24 protein-coding genes are annotated in these 25852 nt (G+C 72.0%); 10 read left to right on the forward strand and 14 right to left on the reverse strand.

From position 1 onward, the window contains the following. Positions 1-73 precede the first annotated feature (73 nt). Positions 74-1504: a pyruvate kinase gene (gene pyk, locus IE108_RS03075; protein WP_064729903.1), complete on the forward strand. Its 1431-nt coding sequence runs from the start codon at positions 74-76 to the stop codon at positions 1502-1504. 116 nt (positions 1505-1620) lie between these two features. Here pyk and IE108_RS03080 read toward each other — a convergent pair whose 3' ends face one another. The 4 genes from IE108_RS03080 to IE108_RS03095 form a co-directional block, all read right to left on the reverse strand. Next, positions 1621-3048 carry a prolipoprotein diacylglyceryl transferase gene (locus IE108_RS03080; protein WP_064729902.1) on the reverse strand — a complete coding sequence of 476 codons (1428 nt, stop codon included), beginning with the start codon at positions 3046-3048 and terminating at the stop codon, positions 1621-1623. Next, complete coding sequence (locus IE108_RS03085) at positions 3038-3676, reverse strand: DUF6114 domain-containing protein (protein ID WP_064729901.1); 639 nt, start codon at positions 3674-3676, stop codon at positions 3038-3040. Before IE108_RS03085 ends, IE108_RS03080 begins: the two co-directional genes overlap by 11 nt. 117 nt (positions 3677-3793) lie before the next feature. Further along, positions 3794-4426, reverse strand: a complete 633-nt coding sequence (locus tag IE108_RS03090; RefSeq protein WP_064729900.1) for a DUF6230 family protein — start codon at positions 4424-4426, stop codon at positions 3794-3796. A 618-nt stretch (positions 4427-5044) separates the two neighbouring features. After that, on the reverse strand, positions 5045-6022 hold the full coding sequence (locus IE108_RS03095; RefSeq protein WP_079163668.1) for a tetratricopeptide repeat protein: 978 nt from the start codon (positions 6020-6022) through the stop codon (positions 5045-5047). Between the two features lie 247 nt (positions 6023-6269). Between IE108_RS03095 and IE108_RS03100 the strand changes: the two genes are divergently transcribed. Continuing rightward, on the forward strand, positions 6270-6905 hold the full coding sequence (locus IE108_RS03100) for a TetR/AcrR family transcriptional regulator (protein WP_064729898.1): 636 nt from the start codon (positions 6270-6272) through the stop codon (positions 6903-6905). A gap of 46 nt (positions 6906-6951) precedes the next feature. On the opposite strand, the gene icmA is transcribed toward IE108_RS03100, so the two are convergent. From icmA to IE108_RS03125, 5 genes are all read right to left on the reverse strand, one after another. After that, entirely contained in the window at positions 6952-8652 is a 1701-nt protein-coding gene (gene icmA / locus IE108_RS03105; RefSeq protein ID WP_064729897.1) for a coenzyme B12-dependent isobutyryl-CoA mutase large subunit, read from the reverse strand. A gap of 75 nt (positions 8653-8727) precedes the next feature. Further along, positions 8728-9066 (reverse strand): DUF3817 domain-containing protein, encoded by a 339-nt coding sequence (locus IE108_RS03110; protein WP_064729896.1) that lies wholly within the window; start codon positions 9064-9066, stop codon positions 8728-8730. Positions 9067-9164: 98 nt separating this feature from the next. Beyond that, on the reverse strand, positions 9165-9674 hold the full coding sequence (locus tag IE108_RS03115; protein ID WP_064729895.1) for a MarR family winged helix-turn-helix transcriptional regulator: 510 nt from the start codon (positions 9672-9674) through the stop codon (positions 9165-9167). A gap of 96 nt (positions 9675-9770) precedes the next feature. After that, positions 9771-10064, reverse strand: coding sequence for an MTH1187 family thiamine-binding protein (locus IE108_RS03120; RefSeq protein ID WP_064729894.1), 294 nt, complete (start codon positions 10062-10064; stop codon positions 9771-9773). Continuing rightward, positions 10061-10405, reverse strand: a complete 345-nt coding sequence (locus IE108_RS03125) for a DUF3817 domain-containing protein (RefSeq protein ID WP_064729893.1) — start codon at positions 10403-10405, stop codon at positions 10061-10063. The genes IE108_RS03120 and IE108_RS03125 overlap by 4 nt, the downstream gene beginning before the upstream one ends. A gap of 174 nt (positions 10406-10579) precedes the next feature. Between IE108_RS03125 and IE108_RS03130 the strand changes: the two genes are divergently transcribed. From IE108_RS03130 to IE108_RS03145, 4 genes are all read left to right on the forward strand, one after another. Further along, entirely contained in the window at positions 10580-11212 is a 633-nt protein-coding gene (locus IE108_RS03130) for an AIM24 family protein (RefSeq protein WP_064729892.1), read from the forward strand. A gap of 2 nt (positions 11213-11214) precedes the next feature. Continuing rightward, positions 11215-11865: an AIM24 family protein gene (locus IE108_RS03135; RefSeq protein ID WP_064729891.1), complete on the forward strand. Its 651-nt coding sequence runs from the start codon at positions 11215-11217 to the stop codon at positions 11863-11865. Then, positions 11862-12638, forward strand: a complete 777-nt coding sequence (locus IE108_RS03140) for an AIM24 family protein (RefSeq protein ID WP_064729890.1) — start codon at positions 11862-11864, stop codon at positions 12636-12638. Before IE108_RS03135 ends, IE108_RS03140 begins: the two co-directional genes overlap by 4 nt. A gap of 101 nt (positions 12639-12739) precedes the next feature. Further along, the gene (locus IE108_RS03145; protein WP_064729889.1) at positions 12740-13216 is read left to right on the forward strand and encodes a MarR family winged helix-turn-helix transcriptional regulator; all 477 of its coding nucleotides are present in this window, start codon (positions 12740-12742) and stop codon (positions 13214-13216) included. Between the two features lie 16 nt (positions 13217-13232). Here the strand turns inward: IE108_RS03145 and IE108_RS03150 are convergent, their stop codons facing one another. Continuing rightward, complete coding sequence (locus IE108_RS03150; RefSeq protein ID WP_064729888.1) at positions 13233-14663, reverse strand: sensor histidine kinase; 1431 nt, start codon at positions 14661-14663, stop codon at positions 13233-13235. Continuing rightward, complete coding sequence (locus IE108_RS03155) at positions 14660-15382, reverse strand: response regulator transcription factor (protein WP_064729887.1); 723 nt, start codon at positions 15380-15382, stop codon at positions 14660-14662. Before IE108_RS03155 ends, IE108_RS03150 begins: the two co-directional genes overlap by 4 nt. A 124-nt stretch (positions 15383-15506) precedes the next feature. Here IE108_RS03155 and IE108_RS03160 point away from each other — a divergent pair, with 124 nt between their 5' ends. Further along, positions 15507-16244 carry a PepSY domain-containing protein gene (locus tag IE108_RS03160; RefSeq protein ID WP_064729886.1) on the forward strand — a complete coding sequence of 246 codons (738 nt, stop codon included), beginning with the start codon at positions 15507-15509 and terminating at the stop codon, positions 16242-16244. On the opposite strand, the gene IE108_RS03165 is transcribed toward IE108_RS03160, so the two are convergent. The 3 genes from IE108_RS03165 to IE108_RS03175 all read right to left on the reverse strand — a co-directional run bounded on the left by IE108_RS03165 (position 16180) and on the right by IE108_RS03175 (position 19931). Beyond that, positions 16180-17475, reverse strand: coding sequence for an MFS transporter (locus tag IE108_RS03165; RefSeq protein WP_107420281.1), 1296 nt, complete (start codon positions 17473-17475; stop codon positions 16180-16182). The two genes, IE108_RS03160 and IE108_RS03165, sit on opposite strands and share 65 nt — an antisense overlap. 237 nt (positions 17476-17712) lie before the next feature. Continuing rightward, on the reverse strand, positions 17713-18669 hold the full coding sequence (gene meaB / locus IE108_RS03170) for a methylmalonyl Co-A mutase-associated GTPase MeaB (RefSeq protein ID WP_064729885.1): 957 nt from the start codon (positions 18667-18669) through the stop codon (positions 17713-17715). Between the two features lie 56 nt (positions 18670-18725). Further along, positions 18726-19931, reverse strand: coding sequence for an acetyl-CoA C-acetyltransferase (locus IE108_RS03175; RefSeq protein WP_079163667.1), 1206 nt, complete (start codon positions 19929-19931; stop codon positions 18726-18728). 149 nt (positions 19932-20080) lie between these two features. On the opposite strand from IE108_RS03175, the gene mce reads away from it, so the two are divergent. The 3 genes from mce to IE108_RS03190 all read left to right on the forward strand — a co-directional run bounded on the left by mce (position 20081) and on the right by IE108_RS03190 (position 25809). After that, the gene (gene mce, locus IE108_RS03180) at positions 20081-20521 is read left to right on the forward strand and encodes a methylmalonyl-CoA epimerase (RefSeq protein WP_064729883.1); all 441 of its coding nucleotides are present in this window, start codon (positions 20081-20083) and stop codon (positions 20519-20521) included. A 233-nt stretch (positions 20522-20754) separates the two neighbouring features. Then, on the forward strand, positions 20755-24669 hold the full coding sequence (gene scy / locus IE108_RS03185; protein ID WP_064729882.1) for a polarized growth protein Scy: 3915 nt from the start codon (positions 20755-20757) through the stop codon (positions 24667-24669). Between the two features lie 207 nt (positions 24670-24876). After that, entirely contained in the window at positions 24877-25809 is a 933-nt protein-coding gene (locus tag IE108_RS03190; RefSeq protein ID WP_064729881.1) for a coiled-coil domain-containing protein, read from the forward strand. The last annotated feature ends 43 nt before the right edge of the window (positions 25810-25852 follow it).

A 25852-nucleotide genomic window follows, 5' to 3' on the forward strand; every position in this document is an offset into this window, starting at 1 on the left:
GCGGCATCCCGCCCTTTTGTATTTTCCGCCAGACGGAATATTCCGCAGCGAAACAAACCGATAGGATCGCCCCATGCGCCGTTCGAAAATCGTCTGTACTCTCGGCCCCGCGGTCGACTCCCACGAGCAGCTCGTCACGCTGATCGAAGCCGGCATGAACGTGGCCCGCTTCAACTTCAGCCACGGCACGCACGCCGAGCACCAGGGGCGTTACGACCGTCTGCGGGCCGCCGCCAAGGAGACCGGCCGGGCCATCGGTGTCCTCGCCGACCTCCAGGGCCCGAAGATCCGCCTGGAGACCTTCGCGGAGGGCCCCGTCGAGCTGGTGCGCGGTGACGAGTTCACCATCACCACCGAGGACGTGCCGGGCGACAGGACGATCTGCGGCACGACGTACAAGGGCCTGCCCGGTGATGTCACCAAGGGCGACCAGGTGCTCATCAACGACGGCAACGTCGAGCTGAAGGTCACCGAGGTCGTGGGCCCGCGGGTGAAGACGATCGTCATCGAGGGCGGCGTCATCTCCGACCACAAGGGCATCAACCTGCCCGGCGCCGCGGTGAACGTGCCCGCGCTGAGCGAGAAGGACGTCGAGGACCTCCGCTTCGCCCTCCGCATGGGCTGCGACCTGGTCGCCCTCTCCTTCGTCCGGGACGCCAAGGACGTCGACGACGTGCACCGCGTGATGGACGAGGAGGGCCGCCGGGTCCCCGTCATCGCCAAGGTGGAGAAGCCGCAGGCGGTGGAGAACATGGAGGGCGTCGTCGCGGCCTTCGACGCCGTCATGGTCGCCCGTGGCGACCTGGCCGTCGAGTACCCGCTCGAGAAGGTCCCCATGGTGCAGAAGCGCCTGATCGAGCTGTGCCGGCGCAACGCCAAGCCGGTGATCGTGGCGACCCAGATGATGGAGTCGATGATCACCAACTCCCGGCCGACCCGCGCCGAGGCCTCCGACGTGGCCAACGCGATCCTGGACGGCGCCGACGCGGTGATGCTCTCCGCGGAGTCGTCGGTGGGCGCGTACCCGATCGAGACGGTCAAGACGATGTCGAAGATCGTCACCGCCGCCGAGCAGGAGCTGCTCTCCAAGGGCCTCCAGCCGCTGGTGCCGGGCAAGAAGCCGCGCACGCAGGGCGGTTCGGTGGCCCGGGCCGCCGCCGAGATCGCCGACTTCCTGGGCGGCAAGGGCCTGGTGGCCTTCACCCAGTCCGGTGACACCGCCCGCCGGCTGTCCCGCTACCGCGCCGCCCAGCCCGTGCTGGCCTTCACCACCGACGAGTCCACCCGCAACCAGCTGGCGCTCAGCTGGGGCGTGGAGCCGCACGTGGTGCCCTTCGTGAACAGCACGGACGAGATGGTCGACCTGGTGGACCAGGAGACCGCCCGCCTGGGCCTGTTCAGCGACGGCGACATCGTCGTGATCACCGCCGGCTCGCCCCCCGGCGTCCCCGGCACCACCAACATGGTCCGCGTCCTGCACCTGGGCGAGACCCGCCGCGGCTGACACCGCACGGCAAGGTCGTGAACGACACCGAGGGCGCCCCCTGCGACAGGGGGCGCCCTCGGTCGTTCCCGCGACTCCCGGACGGCTGCGCGGTCTGCTGCTCGGCCGGCCGGCCGTCAGTCGGTCGTGTACTGGTGCAGGCCCGGCACGTGGAGCGTGCCGCCGAACTGACCGGCCTGGACGACCGTCACCTTGGTGAAGTAGATGAGCGGGATGTCCAGCGGCGGCGGGTTCTCCGGGTCGAAGGTGATCGGGATCAGCCCGAGCAGGTTGCCCGAGATGCTCTCGGTGTACATCACCGTCTGGCCGTCGCGGATCGTGGACGTCGAGCCCTGGGACGCCTGGACGTGGTAGGTCTTGCCGGCCTGCTTGTCCTTCACCGTCTGGTGCAGGTCGCCGATGTCGGTGCCGTTGGATATGACGTACTTGAGCACCTTCTTGGTGGTGCCGTTGGCCGTCTTGACCTCGACGACGCCCTTGTAGGAGGCGCCCTTGAGGAGCAGCGAGCTGGCGTTGAGGTACCAGGGGTCGTCGGGCAGCGGCACCTTGTTGTCGACGCCGCCCTCGTCGTCGGTGGCGGCCGGGCAGTCGTCGGCGTCCACACCCGCGCTCTCGGAGGCGCTGGGCGACGGTGAGGCGGTGGCCTCCTCCTTCGCCTTCTCGGCGGCCTCCTCGGCCTTCTCGGCCTCCTCCTTCGCCTTCTCGGCCGCCTCGTCCACCGACTTGCCGGTGTCCTCGGCCGCCTTCGACGCGGCGTCGGTCGCGTCCTCGACGGTGTCCTTCGCCGTGTCGGTGACCTCGTCGGCCGTGTCCTTCACGGTGCCGGAGGCGTCCTCGCCCGCGTCCTCGGACGGGGACGCGGAGGGGCTGGCCTCCGGGCTCGGGGTCTCCTCGGCCTTCTTGCCGCCGGTGAAGATGCCCTCGATGGCGTCGCCGATGCCCTCCAGCAGCCCGTCCTTCTCCTCCGACTCGGAGGGCGAGGGTGCCGGTGCGTCCTGGCCGGCGACGTCCCCGCCGTCGGACGCGGAGGGGCTCGGGGCGGGCTGGGACTTGTCGTCCTTGCCGGCCTCCTCGCCCTTGCCGTCCTCGTCGTCGGAACCTGAATCCGACGAAGAGGACCCGTCCTTGTCCGTGCCGGTGTCCGAGGCCTCGGGCTCCTCGGCCCCGTCCTCGCCCTTGCCGGCGTTCCCGGCGTCGTCGGCGTCGTCGGCGTCCTTCCCCTCCGTCGCCGAGGGCGAGGGGGTGGGCGACGCGGACGTGTCCTTCTCGGCGTCCTCCAGGGCCGCCACGCAGTCCTTGTACTCGTCGGCCGTCAGGCTGTTGGAGGCCGGCGGCGCCGAGTCGTTGCCGTCGGCGAGCGCCAGCGTGGGGGTGAACCCCATCCCCATGAGCACGGCCGTGGGCATCGCCGCCAGGGCTATCGCCTTGCCGGCCGGCATGTGGAACCTGGTGAACAACGGCTTCTTGGGTGCCGCGTGGCGCGGCCCGGTTCTCGCACGGGACGACTCCACGTCAGTCCCGCGGGTCACCTCGTCAGCCGGCACTGTGCCTCCCGTTCGCCCCGTTGGCCGGGCTCGTTCCTGACAGATCGTTCGCCCCCAGTGCCTCGTAGGTCTGGGTGGGGCTCCCGTCCTCCGTGCCCTCCCGCTGCCGCGGCACCGCGGCGTCGGACGCCGTCGCGCCGGGGGCCGGGATGCCGGGAAGAGCGGTGCCGGGAACCGCGCCCTCGGGCGCGTCGCCGGTGCTCCTGCCGTCCACCGGCCGCTCGTCCTGCGGCGGTTCGCCCGGCACCCACGACACGGCCATGGCCCCGCCGACCAGCGCGAGCAGGAAGCCGATGAGGAAGCCGCCGAGGTTGGACACGGGAATGGAGACCAGGGCCAGCAGGATCGCCGCCACACCCGCGAAGACGCGGACGTGCTTCTGGAACCACAGGCTGATGCCCAGGACGACCAGCAGCACGCCGATGATCAGGGACCCGGAACCCGCGGTGGTGGCCATCGCGAGGGTCAGGTGACCGATCTGGAGGTTCGCGTACGGGAAGTAGGCGATCGGGATACCGCCGAGCGCGATGAACAGGCCGGCCCAGAACGGCCGCCCGCCTCGCCAGGCACGGAACTGCAGCCTCCGGCGGGTGAACTGGCCGGCTGCGGCAGGAGTCTCGGCGCTCATGGAAAACAGCTCCCTGGTACGGCTTTGCTGTGGTGGAGATGTGGGCCGCGCGTGAAGATGCGGCCGGAGAGCGGACGGGCGGGGGCGCCGAAGGCTCCCCCGCCCGTCAGGGGGTGCTTAGTAGCACTCCTTGACACCCTTGGACAGCGACATCTTCAGACCGCTGAGCTTGAAGGTTCCGGCGGTGGTCGCCCACGCCGTCTGCTTCACGTTCTTCAGCGTGGCCGAGTCGGCCTGCTGCGCGAATCCGTACGGATTCGTGGTGTCGCCCTTCTTGATGCCCGGACCCTTGCTGGCGTCCTTGGCGGCCACACCGATGTCGATGCCACGGAAGGTGGCGTCGGCCTGCAGGTCCTCGACGTCGATGTAGAGGTTCTCGGCCTCGACCGCCGTACCGCCGCCGCCGGCCTTCAGCATGAGGCTGACGGAACCGATCAACGGGATGTCCGGGGTGACCACGGACTGGCACATGTTCTTGATCGACGCGGACTTGAACGCCGAGACGGCGACGGGGTGAGCCGTCTTCTCGCCCTTGAGCGTGTAACCCGAGTCGATCGCCCCGTACTGGGAGAAGCCCGTGCCGTCGAGCTGGTCAGCCGTCACCTTGAACGACTGGCCGGAAACGCTGAACGACGCGGCGAGAGCGCCCTGCGCGAGCGCGACGCCTATCGCAGCCGTGGCGGCAACGCTGGGCACCATGACCACAGCGAACCGCTTCCATCTGGTCCCGCCACGCACCTGGGACTCCATATTTCCTCCTTCTCGGACGTACATCTCCTGGCCTCGGCCGGCCGCCGGTTCGACGGCCCGGTCTGGCAGGGATGGGAGAAGTGCTACGTCCTCGGGAAGGAGAGCGCCCGCACTCGGCGGCGCGTACGACGCGCCCGAATAACCGGCGATCACCCCCGAGCGACAACCACTGGTCGCGCCTGACACGCATCACGCACAACCCTGCTGGACAGGCTTCGCCGGGTGAGCGAAGACCCCCCTGCCCAAGGGCCGGCTCCACTGCCGCCGACCCTGCTCGGTGGGGACCCAGGAACCCCCGCGACCCGACTGGCTTTCGGGGTACGGGAATGGACCGAGCGTCGCCGATCGTGGTGCATTCTCGCCGCCGACACAAGGGGGTTCGTTACTCGCTAGTAACGGCCGGATAACCACGGGACGACAGACCGGTCCCGAACGGCGACGCTGGGTGTGCCATGGGGGCGGAACAAAACTGTTGATCGATGGACAGAGTCCGACAGATCGACGCCGTCGACTTACTGGCAGTAACAGCGGCCGCGATTACCAAGTTTTGGTAAAGCGCGGCCGCAATGACGCCTCGTCGACAGCTCCTTCACACCGGCAACACCCCGGTGGACACCTCTAGAACAGCGCGCGAGCCAGGGCCCTGCGTGCGGCGGTCACCCGCGGATCGTCCGCGCCGACCACCTCGAACAGCTCCAGCAGCCGCACCCGTACGGCGTCTCGGTCGTCGCCGGCCGTGACGCGCACCGTGTCGATGAGGCGGCCGAAGGCGTCCTCCACGTGACCGCCCACCAGGTCCAGGTCGGCGGCGGCGATCTGCGCCTGTGCGTCGCCGGGCTTGTCGGCCGCGTCCTGACGGACCTTCTGCGGGTCGGCGTCCTGCACCCGCTGGAGCAACTCGGCCTGCGCGAGACCCAGTTTGGCCTCGGTGTTGCCCGGGTCCTCGGCCAGCACGTTCTTGTACGACTGGACGGCACCGCCCAGGTCGCCCGCGTCCAGCGCCCGCACGGCGGCCTCGAGCGCCGCGTCGTGCGGTCCGGCCGGACGCTCCTCGGCGGCGGGCCGGGCCGCGCCGGGCTGCGCCTCGGGGTCGACGACGAGACCGGTCAGGCCGAAGCGCTCCTCGGCGACCTGCACCAGCTGGTCCAGGGTCTGGCGGATCTGCGCCTCGCCGGCGGCCCCCTGGAAGAGCGGCAGCGCCTGCCCGGCGACGACCGCGAAGACGGCCGGGATGCCCTGGACGCCGAACTGCTGCATCAGCATCTGGTTGGCGTCGACGTCGATCTTGGCGAGCAGGAAGCGCCCGCCGTACTCCACGGCGAGCCGTTCGAGGACCGGGCTGAGCTGCTTGCAGGGCTCGCACCACTCGGCCCAGAAGTCGATGACGACCGGGACCTCGGTGGACCGCTGCAGGACCTCGCTCTCGAAGCCCGCCTCGTCGACGTCGATGACGAGGTCGGCCGGGGAGACCGCCCCCGTCCCGCCGTGCCGGGCGGCCTCGGCGCGCGCCTGCTCCGCCTTCGTCTTGGCCTCCTGGGCCGCCTTCACCGCGGCGAGGTCGACGACCCCGCTCATGGACATGTTCCGTGGCTGCATGGGCCTATCCTCCCCCGTACCGCGCGCGCGTGTGAAAAGCGGGTCGAAAGCCCGCCCTGATGTGTGCTGTTCGGCGCCGGGTCCCCACCCTGCGCCCGTGGTCGTCGCTGGGGCGCGGGTCTGCCCGCGCTTTCGCTACGAGTCGTAGCGTAATACCGGGAGGGGCCGTCGGAACACCCCGCCCCGGTGATCTCCCTCACGGCCGCACGGAACCCGCCGATCGTGGCGGGGCATCTATGGTCGGGGAATGCAGAGCAGCACCCACGCCGGCCGTGCCGGGCGCCCGCGCAGCGCCGCGGCGGACACCGCCATCCTGGCCGCGACGCGGGAGGCCCTGGTCGACCTCGGCTGGTCGAGACTCACCCTCGGAGACGTCGCGGGCCGGGCCGGGGTCGCCAAGACGACGCTCTACCGGCGCTGGGCCGGCAAGAACGAGCTGGTGGTCGACGCGGTGGCGGAGCTGTTCGACGAACTGCGGCTCCCGGACCGCGGCTCCCTGGCCGCCGACATCGAGGGCGTGGTGCTCCAGTTCGCGGCGATCCTGGCCCGGCCGGAGGCGAAGAGCGGCCTGATGGCGGTGGTCGCCGAGTCGACCCGCGACGACGCGCTGCGCGAGCGCATCCGGACCTCGATCGTGGAGCGGCAGAAGCGGCTGGTCCTGGAGGGCAGGGCGCGGGCCCAGGCCCGGGGCGAACTGCCGCCCGAGACCGACCCGGCGGAGGCGGCCCGCACCGCGGACCTCATCTTCGACGTGGTCGCGGGCGCGGTGGTGCACCGCACCCTGGTCAGCGCCCAGCCGGCGGACGGGGAGTGGGTACGGGGCTTCACCCAGGTCCTGCTGTGGGGGCTGGCCTCCCGGCCGGCCGAGTCGCCGGCCGGGTGACGTGACGGCGGGACTTCGCGGACAGAACCGGGAAGCCCGCCGGGGCCTAGAAGCCCGCCGGCTCCGTGTACACCCCCCACTCGTCCCGCAGCACACCGCAGATCTCGCCGAGCGTCGCCTCCGCGCGCACCGCGTCCAGCATCGGGGCGATCATGTTGGCCCCGGACCGCGCCGCCGCCAGCATCGCGTCCAGCGCGCCGCGCACCGCCGCGTCGTCCCGGTGGGCCTTGCGCTCGCCGAGCACCCGTACCTGCTCGCGCTCGACCTCGTGGCTGACCCGCAGGATCTCCAGGTCACCGGTGACGGACCCGGTGTGGACGTTGACGCCCACCACCTTCTTGTCGTCCTTCTCCAGCGACTGCTGGTACCGGAAGGCGGACTCGGCGATCTCGCCGGTGAACCAGCCGTCCTCGATGCCCCGCAGGATGCCGGAGGTGATCGGCCCGATCGGGTGCTGCCCGTCCGGGTGGGCCCGCAGGCCCCGCTCCTTGATCTGCTCGAAGATCTTCTCGGCGTCGGCCTCGATCCGGTCCGTCAGCTGCTCGATGAACCAGGACCCGCCCAGCGGGTCGGCGACGTTGGCGACGCCGGTCTCCTCCATCAGCACCTGCTGGGTGCGCAGGGCGATCTCGGCGGCCTGCTCGCTGGGGAGCGCGAGGGTCTCGTCGAGCGCGTTGGTGTGCAGCGAGTTGGTGCCGCCGAGCACCGCCGCGAGCGCCTCCACGGCCGTACGCACCACGTTGTTGTACGGCTGCTGGGCGGTCAGCGAGACGCCGGCGGTCTGGGTGTGGAAGCGCAGCCACTGCGCCTTGTCGGTCTTCGCGCCGTACACGTCCCGCATCCAGCGGGCCCAGATGCGCCGGGCCGCGCGGAACTTCGCGATCTCCTCGAAGAAGTCGAGGTGCGCGTCGAAGAAGAAGGACAGGCCGGGGGCGAAGACGTCGACGTCGAGGCCGCGCGACAGACCCAGCTCCACGTACCCGAAGCCGTCCGCCAGGGTGTACGCCAGCTCCTGCGCGGCCGTCGCCCCGGCCTCGCGGATGTGGTAGCCGGAGACGGAGAGCGGCTTGTAGGCGGGGATGCCGGCCGCGCAGTGCTCCATCAGGTCGCCGATCAGGCGCAGGTGCGGCTCGGGCTGGAAGAGCCACTCCTTCTGCGCGATGTACTCCTTGAAGATGTCGGTCTGGAGCGTGCCGTTGAGGACGGAGGCGTCCACGCCCTGCCGTTCGGCGGCGACCAGGTACATGCAGAAGGCGGGCACGGCGGGCCCGCTGATCGTCATGGAGGTCGTCACGTCGCCGAGCGGGATGTCCTTGAACAGGACCTCCATGTCGGCGGCCGAGTCGATGGCCACCCCGCAGTGGCCGACCTCGCCGAGCGAGCGCGGGTCGTCGGAGTCGCGGCCCATCAGGGTCGGCATGTCGAAGGCGACGGAGAGCCCGCCGCCGCCGTTGCGGAGGATCATCTTGTAGCGCTCGTTGGTCTGCTCGGCGTTGCCGAACCCGGCGAACTGCCGGATGGTCCACGTACGCCCCCGGTAGCCGGTCGCGTGCAGGCCCCGGGTGAAGGGGTACTCCCCCGGCCAGCCGATCCGCTCGAACCCCTCGTACTCGTCCCCGGGCCGGGGCCCGTACACCGGCTCCACGGGGTCGCCGGAGAGCGTGGTGAAGTCCGCGTCGCGCTTGCGCGCCGCGTCGTACCGGGCCTGCCACCGAAGGCGGCCTTCCTCAATGGCGTCAGCGTCCATACCCTCGAATTTACTAGGACGTCCAAGTAAATGTCGATGGGGGACCGCCGTACGGGTGTCCGTACGGCGGTGGGGTCAGACCTTGGCGGCCACCGGTTCGGCCCCGGCGACCTTCGCGTCCAGCTCCCGGCTGATCCGCCGCTCCACGAAGAAGGCGGCCGTCGGAACGGTCCCGGCGAGCAGCACCCAGAGCTGCTTCTTGACCGGCCACTTCGCCTTGGACCCCAGGTCGAAGGCGAAGATGAGGTAGACGACGTACAGCCAGCCGTGGGCGATGCTGACGACCTGGGTGAAGTCCGCGGCGCCGTCCATCTCCAGGGCGTACTTGGCGATCATGCCAAGGCACAGCGCGATCAGCAGCACACCGGTGACGTACGCCATGACCCGGTAGCGGGTCAGCACGCTCTTTTTCATGCGTACGAGCGTAACCGCCCGTTTCACGCGATCTTCGGGCGGCCCCGGCGACGCGCCCGGGCCGGTTCCCCGGCCCTCGTCGGTCCTGGTCGGCCCGGTCAGTCCTCGTCGAAGTCGCCGGCGGCGACCCGCAGCGGGCGGAGCATCGCGAAGATCTCGCCGCACTCCTCGGCGTCGTACGCGCCCAGGCCGAAGTCCATCGCCATCAGGTCGCGGGTGGCGGCCTCGACCACCTCGCGGCCGCGGTCCGTGATGGAGGCCAGGGTGCCGCGGCCGTCGTTGGGATTGGGGCGCTTGCCCACCAGACCGGAGCGCACCAGGCGGTCGACGGTGTTCGTCACGGAGGTGGGGTGCACCATCAGACGCTCACCGATCTTGGACATCGGCAGCTCGCCCGACTTGGAGAAGGTCAGCAGCACCAGCGCCTCGTAGCGCGCGAAGGTCAGCCCGTACGGCTTGACCACCGCGTCGACCTCGGCCAGCAGGATCTGGTGGGCCCGCATGATCGAGGTGATCGCGGACATCGAGGGCACGCCGCCCCAGCGCTGCTTCCAGAGTTCGTCGGCACGGGCGATGGGGTCGAAGGAGAGACTGAGGGGCTTGGACACGGCATCAGACCTTACCGGCCGGTCATATGCCGGTCAGCCCCGTCTCGCCTTTCGGTACCACCGGCCGGTTCCGGTACCACCGGCCGGGGCGCAGGGCTACTCGGCGAGGTACCGCTCCACCGTGTCCACCTTCGAGGTGAGTCCGTCCGTCACGCCGGGGCGGATGTCGGCCTTGAGGACGAGGGAGACCCGCGGCGCCCGCGCCTCGACCGCCGCGACGGCCCGCCGGACGACGTCCATGACCTCGTCCCACTCGCCCTCGACGGAGGTGAACATGGCGTCGGTGCGGTGGGGCAGCCCCGACTCCCGGACCACCCGGACCGCGTCGGCGACGTACTCCCCCACGTCCTCGCCGACGCCGAGCGGTGTCACGGAGAAGGCGACGATCATGCGCCGACGACCCCTTCCCGGCGGGCGCGGGAGGCGATGACCGCGCTCTCGGCCTCGCGCTTCAGCATGCGCTCGGCGAAGAAGCCGCCGGTCGGCAGGACGGAGAGCACGAAGTAGAGGGCGGCGGTCTTCAGCGGCCACTTGGCGCGGTTCCAGGCGTCGGCCCAGAAGAGCACGTAGAGGACGAAGAGGAAACCGTGGACCGCGCCCATCACGGGCACCGCGTTGAAGTCGGTGGTCCGCTTCAGCACCGAGCAGACGAGCAGGAGCAGGAAGGAGATCGCCTCGGGGCCCGAGACCAGGCGGAGGCGGCGGAGGGCGGAGGCGGTCTTGAGGTCCACGGGTCACCTTCGGTGGGAGGGGAATCGGTACTCGGGCGCACCGCCGGGCGGTGGCGGTTTGTGAACGCACGCACAAGCGCGCGTCCATTGTGGCAAACCCCCCGACGCGCCCGGGTGAGGGGGTCGATCCCTGTCGGCGGACCCGCCAGTCGGGCTACCTTCGCATTTGTGGCGATGTTCCGACTTCAAGGAAGCAAGGTACTCGCCGTCGACATGACCGGAGACGCCGTGAAGGCGAAGAACGGCTCGATGGTCGCGTACGACGGGGAGATGGCCTTCAAGAAGCTGAGCGGTGGCGGTGAGGGCATCCGGGGGATGGTGACCCGGCGGATCACCGGCGAGCAGATGACGGTGATGGAGGTGAGGGGGCAGGGCACCTGCTGGTTCGCGGACCGGGCCTCGGAGATCAACCTCGTGGGTCTCCAGGGCGACAAGCTGTACGTCGAGTCGAGCAACTTCCTGGCGGCGGACGCCGGGCTGCGCACCGGCACCAGCTTCACGGGGACGCGCGGCGCCTCGCAGGGCAACGGGCTGTTCACCACGACCGTCGAGGGGCACGGCCAGGTGGCGATCATGTCGGACGGCCCGGCGGTGGCGCTGCGGGTGAGCGCGAGTTACCCGCTGACCGTCGACCCGGGGGCGTACGTAGCCCACCAGGGGAACCTGCGGCAGTCCTTCCAGTCGGGTGTGACCTTCCGCACCCTGCTCGGCGAGGGCGGCGGCGAGGCCTTCCAGATCCGCTTCGAGGGCGACGGCCTGGTGTACGTCCAGCCCAGCGAGCGGAACACGATCGCGGGGGATGTCTGACGATGGCCTTCCAGGAGATCAACTCCAAGATGGTGCAGGCGACCGTCGCACCGGGGCAGCGGCTGTTCAGTCAGCGCGGCGCGATGCTCGCCTACCGGGGCGAGGTGTCCTTCACCCCGAACCTGCGGGGCGGCCAGGGCGGCGTCATGTCGATGATCGGGCGCCGGGTGGCGAACGAGGACACGCCGCTGATGACCGTCGAGGGCAGCGGCACGGTGCTCTTCGGGCACGGCGGCCACCACGTCCAGGTGATCAACCTCGCCGGCGACACCCTCTACGTCGAGGCGGACCGCCTGCTGGCCTTCGAGGGCACCCTGGAGCAGGGCACGGTGTTCCTGGGCTCGCAGGGCGGCGTCATGGGCATGGTGCGCGGGCAGGTCAGCGGGCAGGGCCTGTTCACCACGACGCTGAAGGGCCACGGCTCGGTGGCCGTGATGGCCCACGGCGGCGTCTTCGAGGTCCCGATCACCCCGCAGCGGCCGGTGCGCGTGGACCCCCAGGCGTACGTCGCCCACCACGGCGACGTGCGCAACAAGCTGTCCACCGCCATGGGCTGGCGGGACATGGTGGGGCGCGGCTCGGGCGAGGCGTTCCAGCTGGAGCTGAGCGGCAGCGGCACGGTGTTCGTCCAGGCCTCGGAGGAGAAGCTGTGAGCACGGTCCACCACGACCCGTCGACCCTGCCGGCCGACGACAACGTCAACCCGTACACCTTCTGCGTGGAGCTGAAGGGGAGCCAGTGGTTCCTGCAGAAGGGGAAGATGATCGCCTACTACGGGACGATCGACTTCAACGGGATCGGGCACGGCCGGCTGGACCGTCTGGTGCGTACGTCGTTCCATTCGCCACTGCACGCGAGCGACTGGGTCGTGGCCGAGGGCTCGGGCAAGATGCTCCTCGCCGACCGGGCCTTCGACGTGAATTCGTACGACCTCGAGGACGGCAATCTGACCATTCGCTCGGGCAACCTGCTCGCTTTTCAGCCAAGTCTCGCGCTCAAGCAGTCGATCGTGCCGGGCTTTCTGACGCTGATCGGAACCGGAAAGTTCGTGGCCGCGTCAAACGGTCCGGTGGTGTTCATGGAACCGCCGATCCGGGTGGACCCGCAGGCCCTGGTCGGCTGGGCCGACTGCCCGTCCCCGTGCCATCACTACGACCACGGGTACATGACCGGCCTGATGGGCGGTCTACGTGCGATGACGGGGCTCGGCGGAGCCTCCGGGGAGGAGCACCAGTTCGAGTTCGTGGGCGCCGGCACGGTGCTCCTCCAGTCGAGCGAGGCGCTGATGGCGGAGCAGACCACGGGGGCTCCGCCGCAGCAGGCGGGGGTGCCCGGCAGTGGTGCGCCGGGGGCTCAGGGAGGGCGCTCCGGGGTACCGGGGCTTCCCGGACAGCTGGGGGACCTCCAGCGCCGCTTCGGGCTGTGAGCGGTAATCTGCGGAGTGTGACATCGAACGCGTGCGCACCGTCACCGTCACCGGAAAACCCTCACTAGTTCGCCTTTCAACCTTTTAGGTAGACTTCATTCATGGAGACCGAGACGGCCACCCGCTGGCTGACCGATACGGAGCAGTGTGCCTGGCGCACCCACCTGGAGGTCAACAGACTGTTGACGCACCAGCTGGAGAAGGACCTGCAGCCGTTCGGGCTGACGATGAACGACTACGAGATCCTGGTGAACCTGTCCGAGTCGGAGGGCGACCGCATGCGGATGAGCGACCTGGCCAGCGCCACGATGCAGTCCAAGAGCCGCCTCTCCCACCAGATCACCCGCATGGAGAACGCGGACCTGGTCCGCCGGGAGAACTGCGAGTCCGACCGCCGCGGCCTCTACGCCGTGCTCACCGAGCACGGGATGGAGACGATGCGGAAGGTCGCCCCGCACCACGTGGCCTCGGTGCGCCGGCACTTCATCGATCTGCTGGCCCCCGACACCCTGACCGAGCTGGACAAGGCGCTCAAACCCATCGCGGAGCACCTGCGCGGACAGCGGGGACGTCCCTGACGTCGCGCGGCGCGTCCTAGGCGGCCGGCAGGCGGAGCTCGAACAGGGCTCCGCCCGCCGGCCCGCCGTGCACGGTGAGCGTGCCGCCGTGGCGCACGGCCACGTCCCGGGCGATGGCCAGCCCGAGCCCCGCCCCGCCGTCGTCGCGGCTGCGGGCGTCGTCGAGCCGCACGAAACGTTCGAAGATCCGCTCCCGGTCGGCCTCCGGCACCCCGTCGCCGTCGTCGGCCACCCCGACCACGGCCAGGCCGCCGTCCCGCCGTACGGACACCACGACCGCCGAGCGGGCGTGCCGCTGGGCGTTGTCGAGCAGGTTGGCCAGCACCCGCCCCAGCTGTCCGCGCGAGCCGGCCACCGTGACCGCGCCGGTCTCGCCGCCCTCCTCCCGCACGCTCACCCCGGCCCGTCCCGCGGCCTCCTCCCGCGCCAGCACCGCGAGGTCGACCCGCGCGTCGGCGGGCCGCTCCCCCGCGTCCAGCCTGGCCAGCAGCAACAGGTCGGCGGCGAGGCGCTGGAGCCGTACGGTGTCCTCCACCGCGCCGTCCAGGTCGAGCAGTTCGGGATGGGCGGCGGCCACCTCCAGCTGGGTGCGCAGCGAGGCGATCGGGCTGCGCAGCTCGTGCGAGGCGTCGGCGACGAACCGCCGCTGCCGCTCCACCGAGGCCTCCAGCGCGGCGAGCGTCTCGTTGGTGGTCGAGGCGAGCCGCGCCACCTCGTCGTGGGTGCCCGGCACGGGGACGCGGCGGGCCAGGTCCTCGCTCGCGGTGATCGCGGCCATCTCGCGCCGGATGCCCTCCACCGGGCGCAGCGCGCGCCGGGTCACCAGCCAGGTCACCCACCCCACGACCGCGAGGAGCACCGGGAAGCCGATCAGCATCACGGTCAGCGCGGTGTTCACGGCGCCGTGTTCGGCGGAGAGCGGGGCCCCGGCGTAGACGGTGAGGCGACCCCGGTCCTCGGTCTCCACGGGGACGGCGGCGAAGCGGTAGTCCTCCGCGTCGCCGTCGATGGTCGCCGAACCGTCGCTGATGGTGGTCCGTTCGCCGATCTCGCCGGGTTCGAGGGGCTCGCCCGCGTCCTCATCGTCGTCGCCGTCGTCGTCGCCCGCGTCCCCGGGCGAGGCGGCGGGCTGCGGCTTCACCGCGTCGACGCCGGTGCCGGTGATGCGCTCCAGGTCCTCGCCGGCGGCGACCAGGGTGCCGTCCTCGTCGACGACCTGCACGGGGCGGTCGTCGACGTCCAGCGACAGGTCGGCGTAGGGGGTGCCGACCGCCAGCTCCGTGGCGACCTCCCGGGCGGAGCGTTCCGCCTGGGTGCCGGCCTCGCCGAGCAGGTTGGAGCGCAGGGACAGCAGCACGGCGGTGCCGGCCGCGACGAGGGCGACGGCGACCACGAGGGTGGCGCCGAGCGTGGCGCGGGCCCGCACCGAGCCGAGGAGGCGGCTCATCGCCCGGCCTCCAGCCGGTAACCGGCACCGCGCACGGTGCGGATGAGCTCGGCGCGCAGTTTGCGGCGCAGGGCGCTGACGTACACCTCGACGATGTTGGGGTCGCCCTCGTAGGCGAAGTCCCAGACGTGCTCCAGGATCTCCGCCTTGGACACGACCTGCCCGGCGCGCACCACGAGCTGCTCCAGGACCGCGAACTCCTTGGCGGTCAGGGTGACCTCGTCCTCGCCGAGGAAGACCCGCCGTGCCGCGGTGTCGACCTTGAGGTCGCCGTGGACGTGCACGGGCGAGGCCCCGCCGCCCTGGGCGCGCCTGCGCAGCAGGGCCTTCACACGGGCGACCAGGACGACGTACGAGAAGGGCTTGGTGAGGTAGTCGTCGGCGCCGGTGTCGAGGCCCTCCGCCTCGTCGTACTCGCCGTCCTTGGCGGTGAGCATCAGGATCGGCACGTCGTGGCCGGCGGCGCGCAGGGCGGCGCAGACCCGGTAGCCGTTGAGGCCGGGCAGCATGATGTCGAGGATGACGAGGTCGTAGGCGCCCTCGCCCGCCCGGTGCAGTCCCTCCATGCCGTCGTGGACGACGTCCACGGCGTATCCCTCGGCGGTGAGGCCCTTGGCGAGCGACACCGCGAGACGCTTCTCGTCCTCCACGATCAAGATTCGAGAGGGGCGGCGCGAAGCGCCTCGGGCAGGGTGGTGGTGGGCGACGGGTGGGCGCATGTGTAAAGAGTGGCAAAGGGCGTCTGAAGATTCCTTCAGGAGGCTTCAGCTTCGGCTCAGCGTCGGTGCGCGACGGTGAGGGAGTCGAAACGACAGCACTCCGTACGACTCGGGAGGAACCAGCATGAGGCGCAACATCGTCATCGCAGCCGTCACCGCCGCCGCACTGATCGGAGGCGGCACGGCGACCGCCCTGGCGACCACGGGCGACGACGACCGGGGAACGGCGCCGCGCGCGGACGTGAGCGTGTCCGACGACGGCGGCGTCCGGGACGAGGCCGACGGCCAAGGCGACGACGCGGCCGGCGAGCGGGACGACCGCGACGACGCCGACCGCGTGTCCTCGGCGAAGGTGACGGCGGCCGAGGCCATCGCGGCGGCCCTGCGCGAGACCCCGGGCACCGCCGTCTCCGCCGACCTGGACGCCGCGGACGACGATGGCGACGACGACACCGACGGCGACGACCGCCGTGAGCGCGCCGCCTGGGAGGTCGACGTCCTCGCCGGCGACGGCACCTGGCACAGCGTCCGGATCGACCCGGGCACCGGCAAGGTCCTCGGCTCCCACCGGGACGGCGACGAGGACGACACGGCCGAGGTGCGGGCCGCCCTCAAGGGCACCTCCGTCGACGCGGCGGACGCGGCACGGGCCGCGGCCGGCAAGGGCACGGTGACCTCCGTGGACCTGGACGACGACGGTGACGACGACGGCGACGGGCGGGCCGCCTGGGAGGTCGAGACCCGCACCGACAGCAAGGGCGAGCAGGACTGGCGGGTCGACCCGGGCACCGGCAAGGTCACGGCCGACCGCTCGGACTCGGACGACTCCGGCTCGGACGACTCCGGCTCGGACGACGACTGACCCGCGCGGACCGTCCGGCGGACGCGGCACGGCGGCGGGCGGGCACCAGCGCCGCCACCGCCGCGACCGCGCCGGACACCGCGAAGCACACCGGCAGCGGCAGCCGCTCCACCAGCAGGCCCACCGCGGCGGCCCCGGCGGAGCCCCCGGCGTTGACCGCCGTGTTGCACCAGGCGCCGGCGCGGACCCGGAAGCCGGGCGCCGCGCTCTCGTCGGCGATCAGGTACGCCGTCGTCAGCGCCGGCGCCACGAACAGACCGGCACCCGTGACGGCCAGGACCAGCGTGCCCAGTCCGGGTGCGAGACCGGCGGCGGCCAGGCAGACGCCGAGGCCGGCGACGAAGAAGGGCAGCCGGGACCGGGCGGCGGACTTCCAGGGGAAGGCGCCGTTGAGCAGCCCGCCGACGGCACTGCCCGCGGACAGCGCCGCGAGCACCCAGGCGACGGTGCCGCCGCCGAGTCCGCGCTCCCCCGCGTAGGCGACGGCGAGCAGGTCGACTGCGCTCACCGAGACGCCGACCGCCGCCGCCACGACGACGGGCTGCAGCAGCGCGCCCGCCTGCCCCGCTCCCGCCCGGCCCGCGGGCACTCCGGAGCGGTCCTTCTCCGCCTGCGCCGGTCGCGGGCCGTCCGTCGCGGGCGACGTGACGAAGCCGAGGGTGCCCGCCGTCACCAGCGCGGCGCTGAGCAGGACGCCGACGGCCGGCGGGGCGACGCCGACCACCACGCCGACCAGCAGCGGTCCCGAGACGAAGAGGAGTTCCTCGGCGACGCCGTCCAGGCTGTAGGCGCGCCGCAGGAGGGCGCGGTCGGGGAGCATGCCGGCCCACACGGCCCGCATCGAGGGACCGAGCGGCGGCGTGCAGGCACCGGCGGCCGCCGCGGTCACCGCGAGGACGGCGGCGGGGACACCCGGACGCCAGCAGACCGCCGCCGTCACGCAGAGCAGGGCGGCGTAGAGCAGCGCCATCGGGAGCAGGGCCCGGCGCGGCCCGTGCCGGTCGACCAGGCCGGCTCGGTAGGGGGAGAGGAAGACGCTCGTCGCGCCGAAGAGCGCCATGACGAGGCCCGCCACGGCGTACGACCCGGTGGACCGGGTCAGAGCGAGCATCAGGGAGAGGGAGACGGTGCCGTAGGACAGCCGGCCGACGAGGGCGGCCGCGAAGGTGCGGCGGGCATGGGGGACACGGAGCACGGCGGCGTACGAGGGCCGCGGAAGGGGCGTGGACACGCGAAGGTTCCTCTGCGGAGAGGCGACAAGGGGACGCCGAGGCGCGCGACGGCCGGATGCGGCGGTCGCGTGCGGGGCGGGCCCTAGGCCAAGAGGAGGAACACGCGGTCAAGGTAGCAGCGCGGACTCCGTCTTCGCGCGGCTTTTCCGGACAAGGTCGGCGGCGGCGTCAGGCGCTCGTCAGTGGCGTCAGACGTTCGTCAGCGGCGTCAGGCGCTCGTCAGGCGGCGTCCGGCGTCAGGCGTTCGTCAGCCCCGCCACCAGTTCGTCGGCCGCGCGGTACGGGTCGAGTTCGCCGGCCACGATCCGCTCGGCCAGCGCGCCGAGGCGGCGGTCGCCGTGCAGGTCGCCGATGCGCTCGCGCAGGGTGGTGACGGCGATGGTCTCGACCTCGCGGGCGGCGCGGGCGCGGCGGCGCTCGGCGAGGACGTCCCGCTCCTCCATCCAGGCGCGGTGCTTCTCCAGGGCCTCGACGACCTCGTCGACGCCCTCGCCACGCGCGGCGACGGTCTTCACGATGGGCGGGCGCCAGTCGCCGGCGGCGCGGGCCTCGCCGAGGCCGAGCATGTGGTTCAGCTCGCGGGCGGTGGCGTCGGCGCCGTCCCGGTCGGCCTTGTTCACGACGTAGACGTCGCCGATCTCCAGGATTCCGGCCTTGGCCGCCTGGATGCCGTCGCCCATGCCGGGGGCGAGGAGGACGACGGAGGTGTCGGCCTGGGAGGCGATCTCCACCTCGGACTGGCCGACGCCGACCGTCTCGACCAGGATCACGTCGCAGCCCGCCGCGTCCAGCACGCGGATGGCCTGCGGCGCCGCCCAGGCGAGGCCGCCGAGGTGGCCGCGGGTCGCCATCGAGCGGATGTAGACGCCGGGGTCGGAGGCGTGCTCGGACATCCGCACCCGGTCGCCGAGCAGCGCGCCGCCGGAGAAGGGGGAGGACGGGTCGACGGCGAGGACGCCGACCCTCCTGCCCTGCTTGCGGTACGCCGTCACCAGCGCCGAGGTGGAGGTCGACTTGCCGACGCCCGGCGAACCGGTCAGTCCGACCACGTACGCCCCGCCGGTGAGCGGCGCGAGCGTTTCCATGACCTCCCTGAGCTGCGGGGACGCCCCCTCCACCAGGGAGATCAGCCTGGCCACGGCCCGCGGTCGGCCTTCCCTGGCCTGGGCCACCAGCGAGGAGACGTCCTGCATCACAGCTCCGTTCAGCTCCGTCCGGCTACTTTCGACTGCGTGGGACCGCGGGTCTGTCAGGACTTGGGGACCCGGACGATCAGCGCGTCGCCCTGACCGCCGCCGCCGCACAGGGCCGCAGCGCCGATCCCGCCGCCGCGCCGCCCCAGCTCCAGTGCGAGGTGGAGCACCAGCCGGGCGCCGGACATGCCGATCGGGTGGCCCAGTGCGATGGCACCACCGTTGACGTTCACCTTTTCGGTGGACACGCCGAGGTCCTTCATTGACTGCACGGCGACGGCGGCGAAGGCCTCGTTGATCTCGATCAGGTCGAGGTCTTCGACGTCCAGGCCCTCCTTGCCGAGCGCGTGCCGGATGGCGTGGGAGGGCTGCGACTGCAAAGAGTTGTCCGGGCCGGCGACGTTGCCGTGCGCGCCGATCTCCGCGATCCACTCGAGGCCCAGCTCCTCGGCCTTGGCCCTGCTCATCACGACCACGGCGGCGGCGCCGTCGGAGATCTGCGAGGAGGAGCCGGCCGTGATCGTGCCGTCCTTGGAGAACGCCGGCCGCAGCTTGCCCAGCGACTCGGCGGTGGTGTCGCCGCGGATGCCCTCGTCCTTGCTGAACACCACCGGGTCGCCCTTGCGCTGCGGGATCTCGACCGGGGTGATCTCGGCGTCGTACACGCCGTTCTTCTGGGCGGCGGCGGCGCGCTGGTGGGACAGGGCCGCGATCTCGTCCTGGGCGGCGCGCTCGATGCCGAGGCGGGTGTTGTGCTTCTCGGTGGACTCGCCCATGGCGATGCCCTCGAAGGAGTCGGTCAGACCGTCGTACGCCATGGCGTCGATCATCTGGACCGCGCCGTACTTGTAGCCCTCGCGGGACTTCGGCAGCAGGTGCGGGGCGTTGGTCATCGACTCCTGGCCGCCGGCCACCACCACGTCGAATTCACCCGCGCGAATGAGCTGGTCGGCGAGGGCGATGGCGTCGAGGCCGGAGAGGCACACCTTGTTGATCGTGAGCGCCGGGACGCTCATGGGGATGCCGGCCTTGACGGCGGCCTGCCGGGCGGGGATCTGCCCGGCGCCCGCCTGGAGCACCTGGCCCATGATCACGTACTGGACCTGGTCGCCGGTGACGCCCGCCCGCTCCAGGGCCGCCTTGATCGCGAACCCGCCGAGGTCGGCCCCGGAGAAGGACTTCAGCGAGCCGAGCAGCCGCCCCATCGGGGTGCGGGCACCCGCGACGATGACGGAGGTCGTGCCGTTCGTTGCAGAAGACATGAGCTGCGATCCCCTTTTCCGGCCCGCACAGGCCGAGGAGTGAACGAGGGTTTACTTGAATGTACTGAGCGGTATCCCGCCCGTCACCCGGCGGTCGGTGTGATCGCGCGCACGTTGCGTAACCGCCGCCGGAGCGCTGCACTGATTCCATGCTGACGCGAATCGACCACATCGGAATCGCCTGCCACGACCTCGACACCACCGTCGAGTTCTACCGTGCCACCTACGGCTTCGAGGTGTTCCACACCGAGGTCAACGAGGAACAGGGCGTCCGCGAGGCCATGCTCAAGATCAACGGTACGTCCGACGGCGGCGCCTCGTACCTCCAGCTGCTGGAGCCCACCCGCGAGGACTCCGCGGTCGGCAAGTGGCTCGCGAAGAACGGCGAGGGCGTCCACCACATCGCCTTCGGTACGGCGGATGTGGACGCGGACGCCGCGGACATCCGGGAGAAGGGCGTACGCGTTCTGTACGACGAGCCCCGGCGAGGTTCCATGGGGTCGCGGATCACCTTCCTGCACCCCAAGGACTGCCATGGCGTACTGACAGAACTGGTCACTTCGGCGGCCGTTGAGTCACCTGAGCACTGACTCCCGTACATAGGGGCCGGTAGGGTTGGGTGCGGTCGCCGCTCAATCCAGGGTGACCCGGTCCTGTCGTCGGCGACGGCGGGATCGCCGGGGTCGTGTTTCGGGGGGCGGGCGACGGGGCAGCGGCACATGCCCCGCCGTTGATCTGACACCATTCCCCGGGGGCCCCGTCCGTCGGACGGACGGAGCTCAGTCGGGAAGATTTGCGACCAGGGGACGGATGGGACCGCGCAGTGCGGGGCTACGAGAGCCAGGAGCGAGAGCCGGCGGCTGACGTCGACCACCTCTCTCGGTTCGAGGCCGAGATGAAGCGGCTGAAGACCGAGCGGGAAAAGGCGATCCAGCACGCCGAGGACCTCGGCTACCAGGTCGAGGTGCTGCGCGCCAAGTTGCACGAGGCGCGGCGCACCATCATGTCCCGGCCCGCCTTCGACGGCGGCGACATCGGGTACCAGGCCGAGCAGTTGCTGCGCAACGCGCAGACGCAGGCCGACCAGCTGCGCTCGGACGCCGAGCGGGAGCTGAGCCAGGCCCGGGCGCAGACCCAGCGCATCCTCCAGGAGCACGCCGAGCAGGCCGCCCGGCTCCAGGCGGAGCTGCACCAGGAGGCGGTGACCCGCCGCCAGCAGCTGGACCAGGAGCTGGCCGAGCGCCGGCAGACCGTCGAGTCGCACGTCAACGAGAACGTGGCCTGGGCGGAGCAGCTGCGGGCCCGCACCGAGCAGCAGGCCCGCCGGCTCCTCGACGAGTCCCGCACCGAGGCGGAGCAGGCCCTGGCGGCCGCCCGCGCGGAGGCGGAGCGGCTGACCTCCGAGGCCCGGCAGCGGCTGACGAACGACGCGGAGAGTGCCCGCGCCGAGGCCGAGCAGCTGCTGCGCCGCGCCCGCACCGACGCGGAGCGGCTGCTGAACGCCGCCTCCACTCAGGCCCAGGAGGCCACCGACCACGCCGAGCAACTGCGCACCTCCACCGCCGACGAGTCGGAGTCCGCGCGGCGCCAGTCCCAGGAGCTGAGCCGGGCCGCCGAGCGGCGCATGTCCGAGGCCGAGGAGGCGCTGCGCAAGGCGCAGACCGAGGCCGAGAAGGTCGTCACCGAGGCCAAGGAGGCCGCCGCCAAGGCGCTGGCCGGCGCCGAGGCCACCAACGAGCAGCGCACCCGTACCGCCAAGGAGCAGGTCGCCCGGCTGGTCGGCGAGGCCACCAAGGACGCCGAGAACACCAGGTCCGAGGCGGAGCAGCTGGTCGCGGAGGCCCGTGCCGAGGCCGAGCGGATCGTCGCCGAGGCCGCCGAGAAGGCCCGTACGCTCACCGCCGAGGAGTCGGCCACCCAGCTCTCCAAGGCGGCCAAGACCGCCGAGGACGTGCTGAACAAGGCGTCGGAGGACGCCAAGCGGACCACGAAGGCCGCCGCCGAGGAGGCCGAGCGGATCCGCACCGAGGCCGAGGCCGAGGCGGACCGGCTGCGCGCCGAGGCCCACGACATCGCGGCCGAGCTGAAGGGCGCGGCGAAGGACGACACCAAGGAGTACCGCGCCAAGACGGTCGAGCTGCAGGAGGAGGCGCGCCGGCTGCGCGGCGAGGCCGAGCAGCTGCGCTCCGACGCGGTCGCCGAGGGCGAGAAGATCCGCGCCGAGGCCCGCAAGGAGGCCGTGGCGCAGATCGAGGAGGCCGCCAGGACCGCCGAGGAGCTGCTCGCCAAGGCCAAGGCGGACGCGGACGAGCTGCGGCAGACCGCGACGACGGACAGCGAGAAGGTCCGCACCGAGGCGATCGAGCGGGCCACCACCCTGCGCCGGCAGGCCGAGGAGACCCTGGAGCGCACCCGCGCGGAGGCCGAGCGGCACCGCGCGGAGGCCGCCGAGCGCGCCGAGGAGCTGCAGGCGGACGCCGAGCGCGCCGCCCGTGAGCTGCGCGAGGAGACCGAGCGCGCCGTCGAGGCCCGCAAGGCGGAGGCCGCCGAGGACCTGACGCGGCTGCGCACCGAGGCCGAGGAGCACCGCACGGCCGCCGAGGAGGCGCTGTCCGAGGCCCGTGAGGAGGGCGCGCGGCTCCGTCGCGAGGCCGCCGAGGAGAGCGAGCGGCTGCGCACCGAGGCCGCGGAGCGGATCCGCACGCTCCAGCAGCAGGCCGAGACGGAGGCCGAGCGGCTGCGCACCGAGGCCGCCGCCGACGCATCCGCCTCCCGCGCGGAGGGCGAGTCCGTCGCCGTACGGCTGCGGTCGGAGGCGGCGGCCGAGGCCGAGCGGCTGAAGTCGGAGGCGCAGGAGAGCGCCGACCGGGTGCGGGCGGAGGCGCAGAGCGCCGCCGAGCGGATCGCCGCCGAGGCGTCCGAGGCGCTGGCCGCCGCCCAGGAGGAGGCCGCCCGGCGCCGCCGCGAGGCGGAGGAGCTGCTCGGGTCCGCCCGGCAGGAGGCCGACCAGGAGCGCGAGCGGGCCCGCGAGCAGAGCGAGGAGCTGCTGGCCTCGGCGCGCAATCGGGTGGAGGAGGCGCAGGCCGAGGCGGTCCGGCTGGTCGAGGAGGCCGACCGGCGCGCGACCGAGATGGTGTCCGCCGCCGAGCAGCACGCGCAGCAGGTGCGGGACTCCGTCGCCGGGCTGCACGAGCAGGCCCAGGAGGAGATCACCGGGCTGCGCAGCGCGGCCGAGCACGCGGCCGAGCGCACCCGGTACGAGGCCGAGCAGGAGGCGGACCGGGTCCGCGCCGACGCGCACGCCGAGCGCGAGCGGGCCGCCGAGGACGCCGGGCGGTTGCGGCGCGAGGCGCGGGAGGAGACCGAGGCGGCCAAGACGCTGGCCGAGCGGACGGTGTCCGAGGCCATCACGGAGGCCGACCGGATCCGCACCGACGTCTCGGAGCACGCCCAGCGGGTGCGCACCGAGGCCTCCGACGCCATCGCCGAGGCCGAGCAGGCCGCGTCCCGCACCCGGGCCGACGCCCGCGAGGACGCCAACCGCATCCGGTCCGACGCGGCGACGCAGGCGGACACCCTGATCACCGAGGCGAGCGCCGAGGCGGAGCGGCTCACCACGCAGACGGCGGCCGAGACCGACCGGATCCGCACCGAGACCGCCGCGGAGGCGGAGCGCGTCCGCACGGAGGCGGCGGACGAGGCTGAGCGGGTGCGGTCCGAGGCGGGCGCCCGGGCCGAGCGGCTGCTCTCCGACGCCACCGGGGAGGCGGAGCGGCTGCGGGCCGAGGCCGCCGACACCGTGGGCTCCGCCCAGCAGCACGCGGAGCGGATCCGCACCGAGGCCGACCGGGTGCGGACCGAGGCGGCGGCGGAGGCCGAGCGGGTCACCACGGCCGCTCGCGAGGAGGCCGAGCGCACCCTGGACGAGGCCCGCAAGGACGCCAACAAGCGGCGTTCGGAGGCGGCCGAGCAGGTCGACACCCTCATCACGGAGACCACGTCCGAGGCGGACAAGCTGCTCGCCGAGGCTCAGCAGCAGGCGCAGAAGACCACCGCGGACGCCGAGGCGCAGGCCGACACGATGGTCGGCGCGGCGCGCACGGAGGCCGACCGGCTGGTCTCGGAGGCGACGGTCGAGGGCAACACCCGGGTGGAAAAGGCCCGTACCGACGCGGACGAACTGCTGGTCGGCGCCCGCCGGGACGCGACCGCCATAAGGGAGCGCGCGGAGGAGCTGCGCGAGCGTCTGACGTCGGAGATCGAGGAGCTGCACGAGCGGGCGCGGCGCGAGGCCGCCGAGACGATGAAGTCGGCGGGCGACCGCTGCGACGCGCTGATCAAGGCGGCCGAGGAGCAGCTGGCCAAGGCGGAGGCGAAGGCCAAGGAGCTGGTGTCGGAGGCCAACTCCGAGGCCGGCAAGGTGCGCATCGCCGCCGTCAAGAAGGCCGAAGGGCTGCTGAAGGAGGCCGAGCAGAAGAAGGCCACCCTGGTCCGGGAGGCCGAGGAGCTGAAGGCCGAGGCGGTCCAGGAGGCCAAGCGCACGGTCGACGAGGGCAAGCGGGAGCTGGAGGTCCTGGTGCGGCGCCGCGAGGACATCAACGCGGAGATCTCGCGGGTGCAGGACGTGCTGGAGGCGCTGGAGTCCTTCGAGACGCCGGCGGGCGGCAAGGAGAACGGGGTGAAGGCCGGAGCCACGGTGGGCGCCCCACGTTCGGGTGGCAAGTCGTCAGACGGCTAGCGTGCGGGGCGGTTTCGGTGTCTCCTGGAGGTCTTTGGCCGACTCCCCGTCAGACCCTTGACCAGAACTTTGGCAAGCCATCCGCGGGTCAGCCACTCAAAAGAGGTGTCATTCTCCGTATCAAACGTGCATCCGCTCGATGACACACCGCATTGGCGCCTAGGATTCCCTCTATCACCTCACCCGGTCTCTTTCGACAGGAACCCCATGAGCGACACTTCCCCCTACGGCTTCGAGCTTGTGCGGCGTGGGTACGACCGCGCTCAGGTGGACGAACGAATCTCCAAGCTCGTCTCCGACCGTGACAGCGCTCTCGCCCGCATCACCGCTCTGGAAAAGCGCATCGAGGAGCTCCACCTCGAGACCCAGAACGCCCAGGCCCAGGTCAACGACGCCGAGCCGTCGTACGCCGGTCTCGGCGCCCGGGTCGAGAAGATCCTGCGGCTCGCCGAGGAAGAGGCGAAGGACCTGCGCGAGGAGGCCCGTCGCGCGGCCGAGCAGCACCGCGAGCTGGCCGAGTCCTCGGCCCAGCAGGTGCGCAACGACGCGGAGTCCTACGCCGCCGAGCGCAAGGCCAAGGCCGAGGACGAGGGCGTCCGGATCGTCGAGAAGGCCAAGGGCGACGCCTCGCAGCTGCGCTCCGAGGCGCAGAAGGACGCGCAGTCCAAGCGCGACGAGGCCGACGCCCTGTTCGAGGAGACCCGCGCCAAGGCCGCGCAGGCCGCCGCCGACTTCGAGACGAACCTCGCCAAGCGCCGCGAGCAGTCGGAGCGCGACCTGGCCTCCCGTCAGGCCAAGGCCGAGAAGCGCCTCGCGGAGATCGAGCACCGCGCCGAGCAGCTGCGCCTGGAGGCGGAGAAGCTGCGCACGGACGCCGAGCGCCGCGCCCGCCAGACCGTCGAGACCGCGCAGCGCCAGTCCGAGGACATCGTGGCCGACGCCAACGCCAAGGCCGACCGGATCCGTTCGGAATCGGAGCGCGAGCTGGCCGCCCTCACCAACCGCCGCGACTCCATCAACGCGCAGCTCACCAACGTGCGCGAGATGCTGGCGTCCCTCACGGGCGCCGCGGTGGCCGCCGGTACGCCGGCCGAGGACGAGTCGGTCTCCCGCGGGGTGCCGGCCCAGCAGTCCCGCTGACGCGGACGTACCGCGGCGGAACACGAGCGGAACAAAGGACGAG

It is taken from the genome of Streptomyces parvulus (assembly GCF_014648855.1).
In the GTDB taxonomy this organism is placed as follows: Bacteria; Actinomycetota; Actinomycetes; order Streptomycetales; family Streptomycetaceae; genus Streptomyces; species Streptomyces parvulus.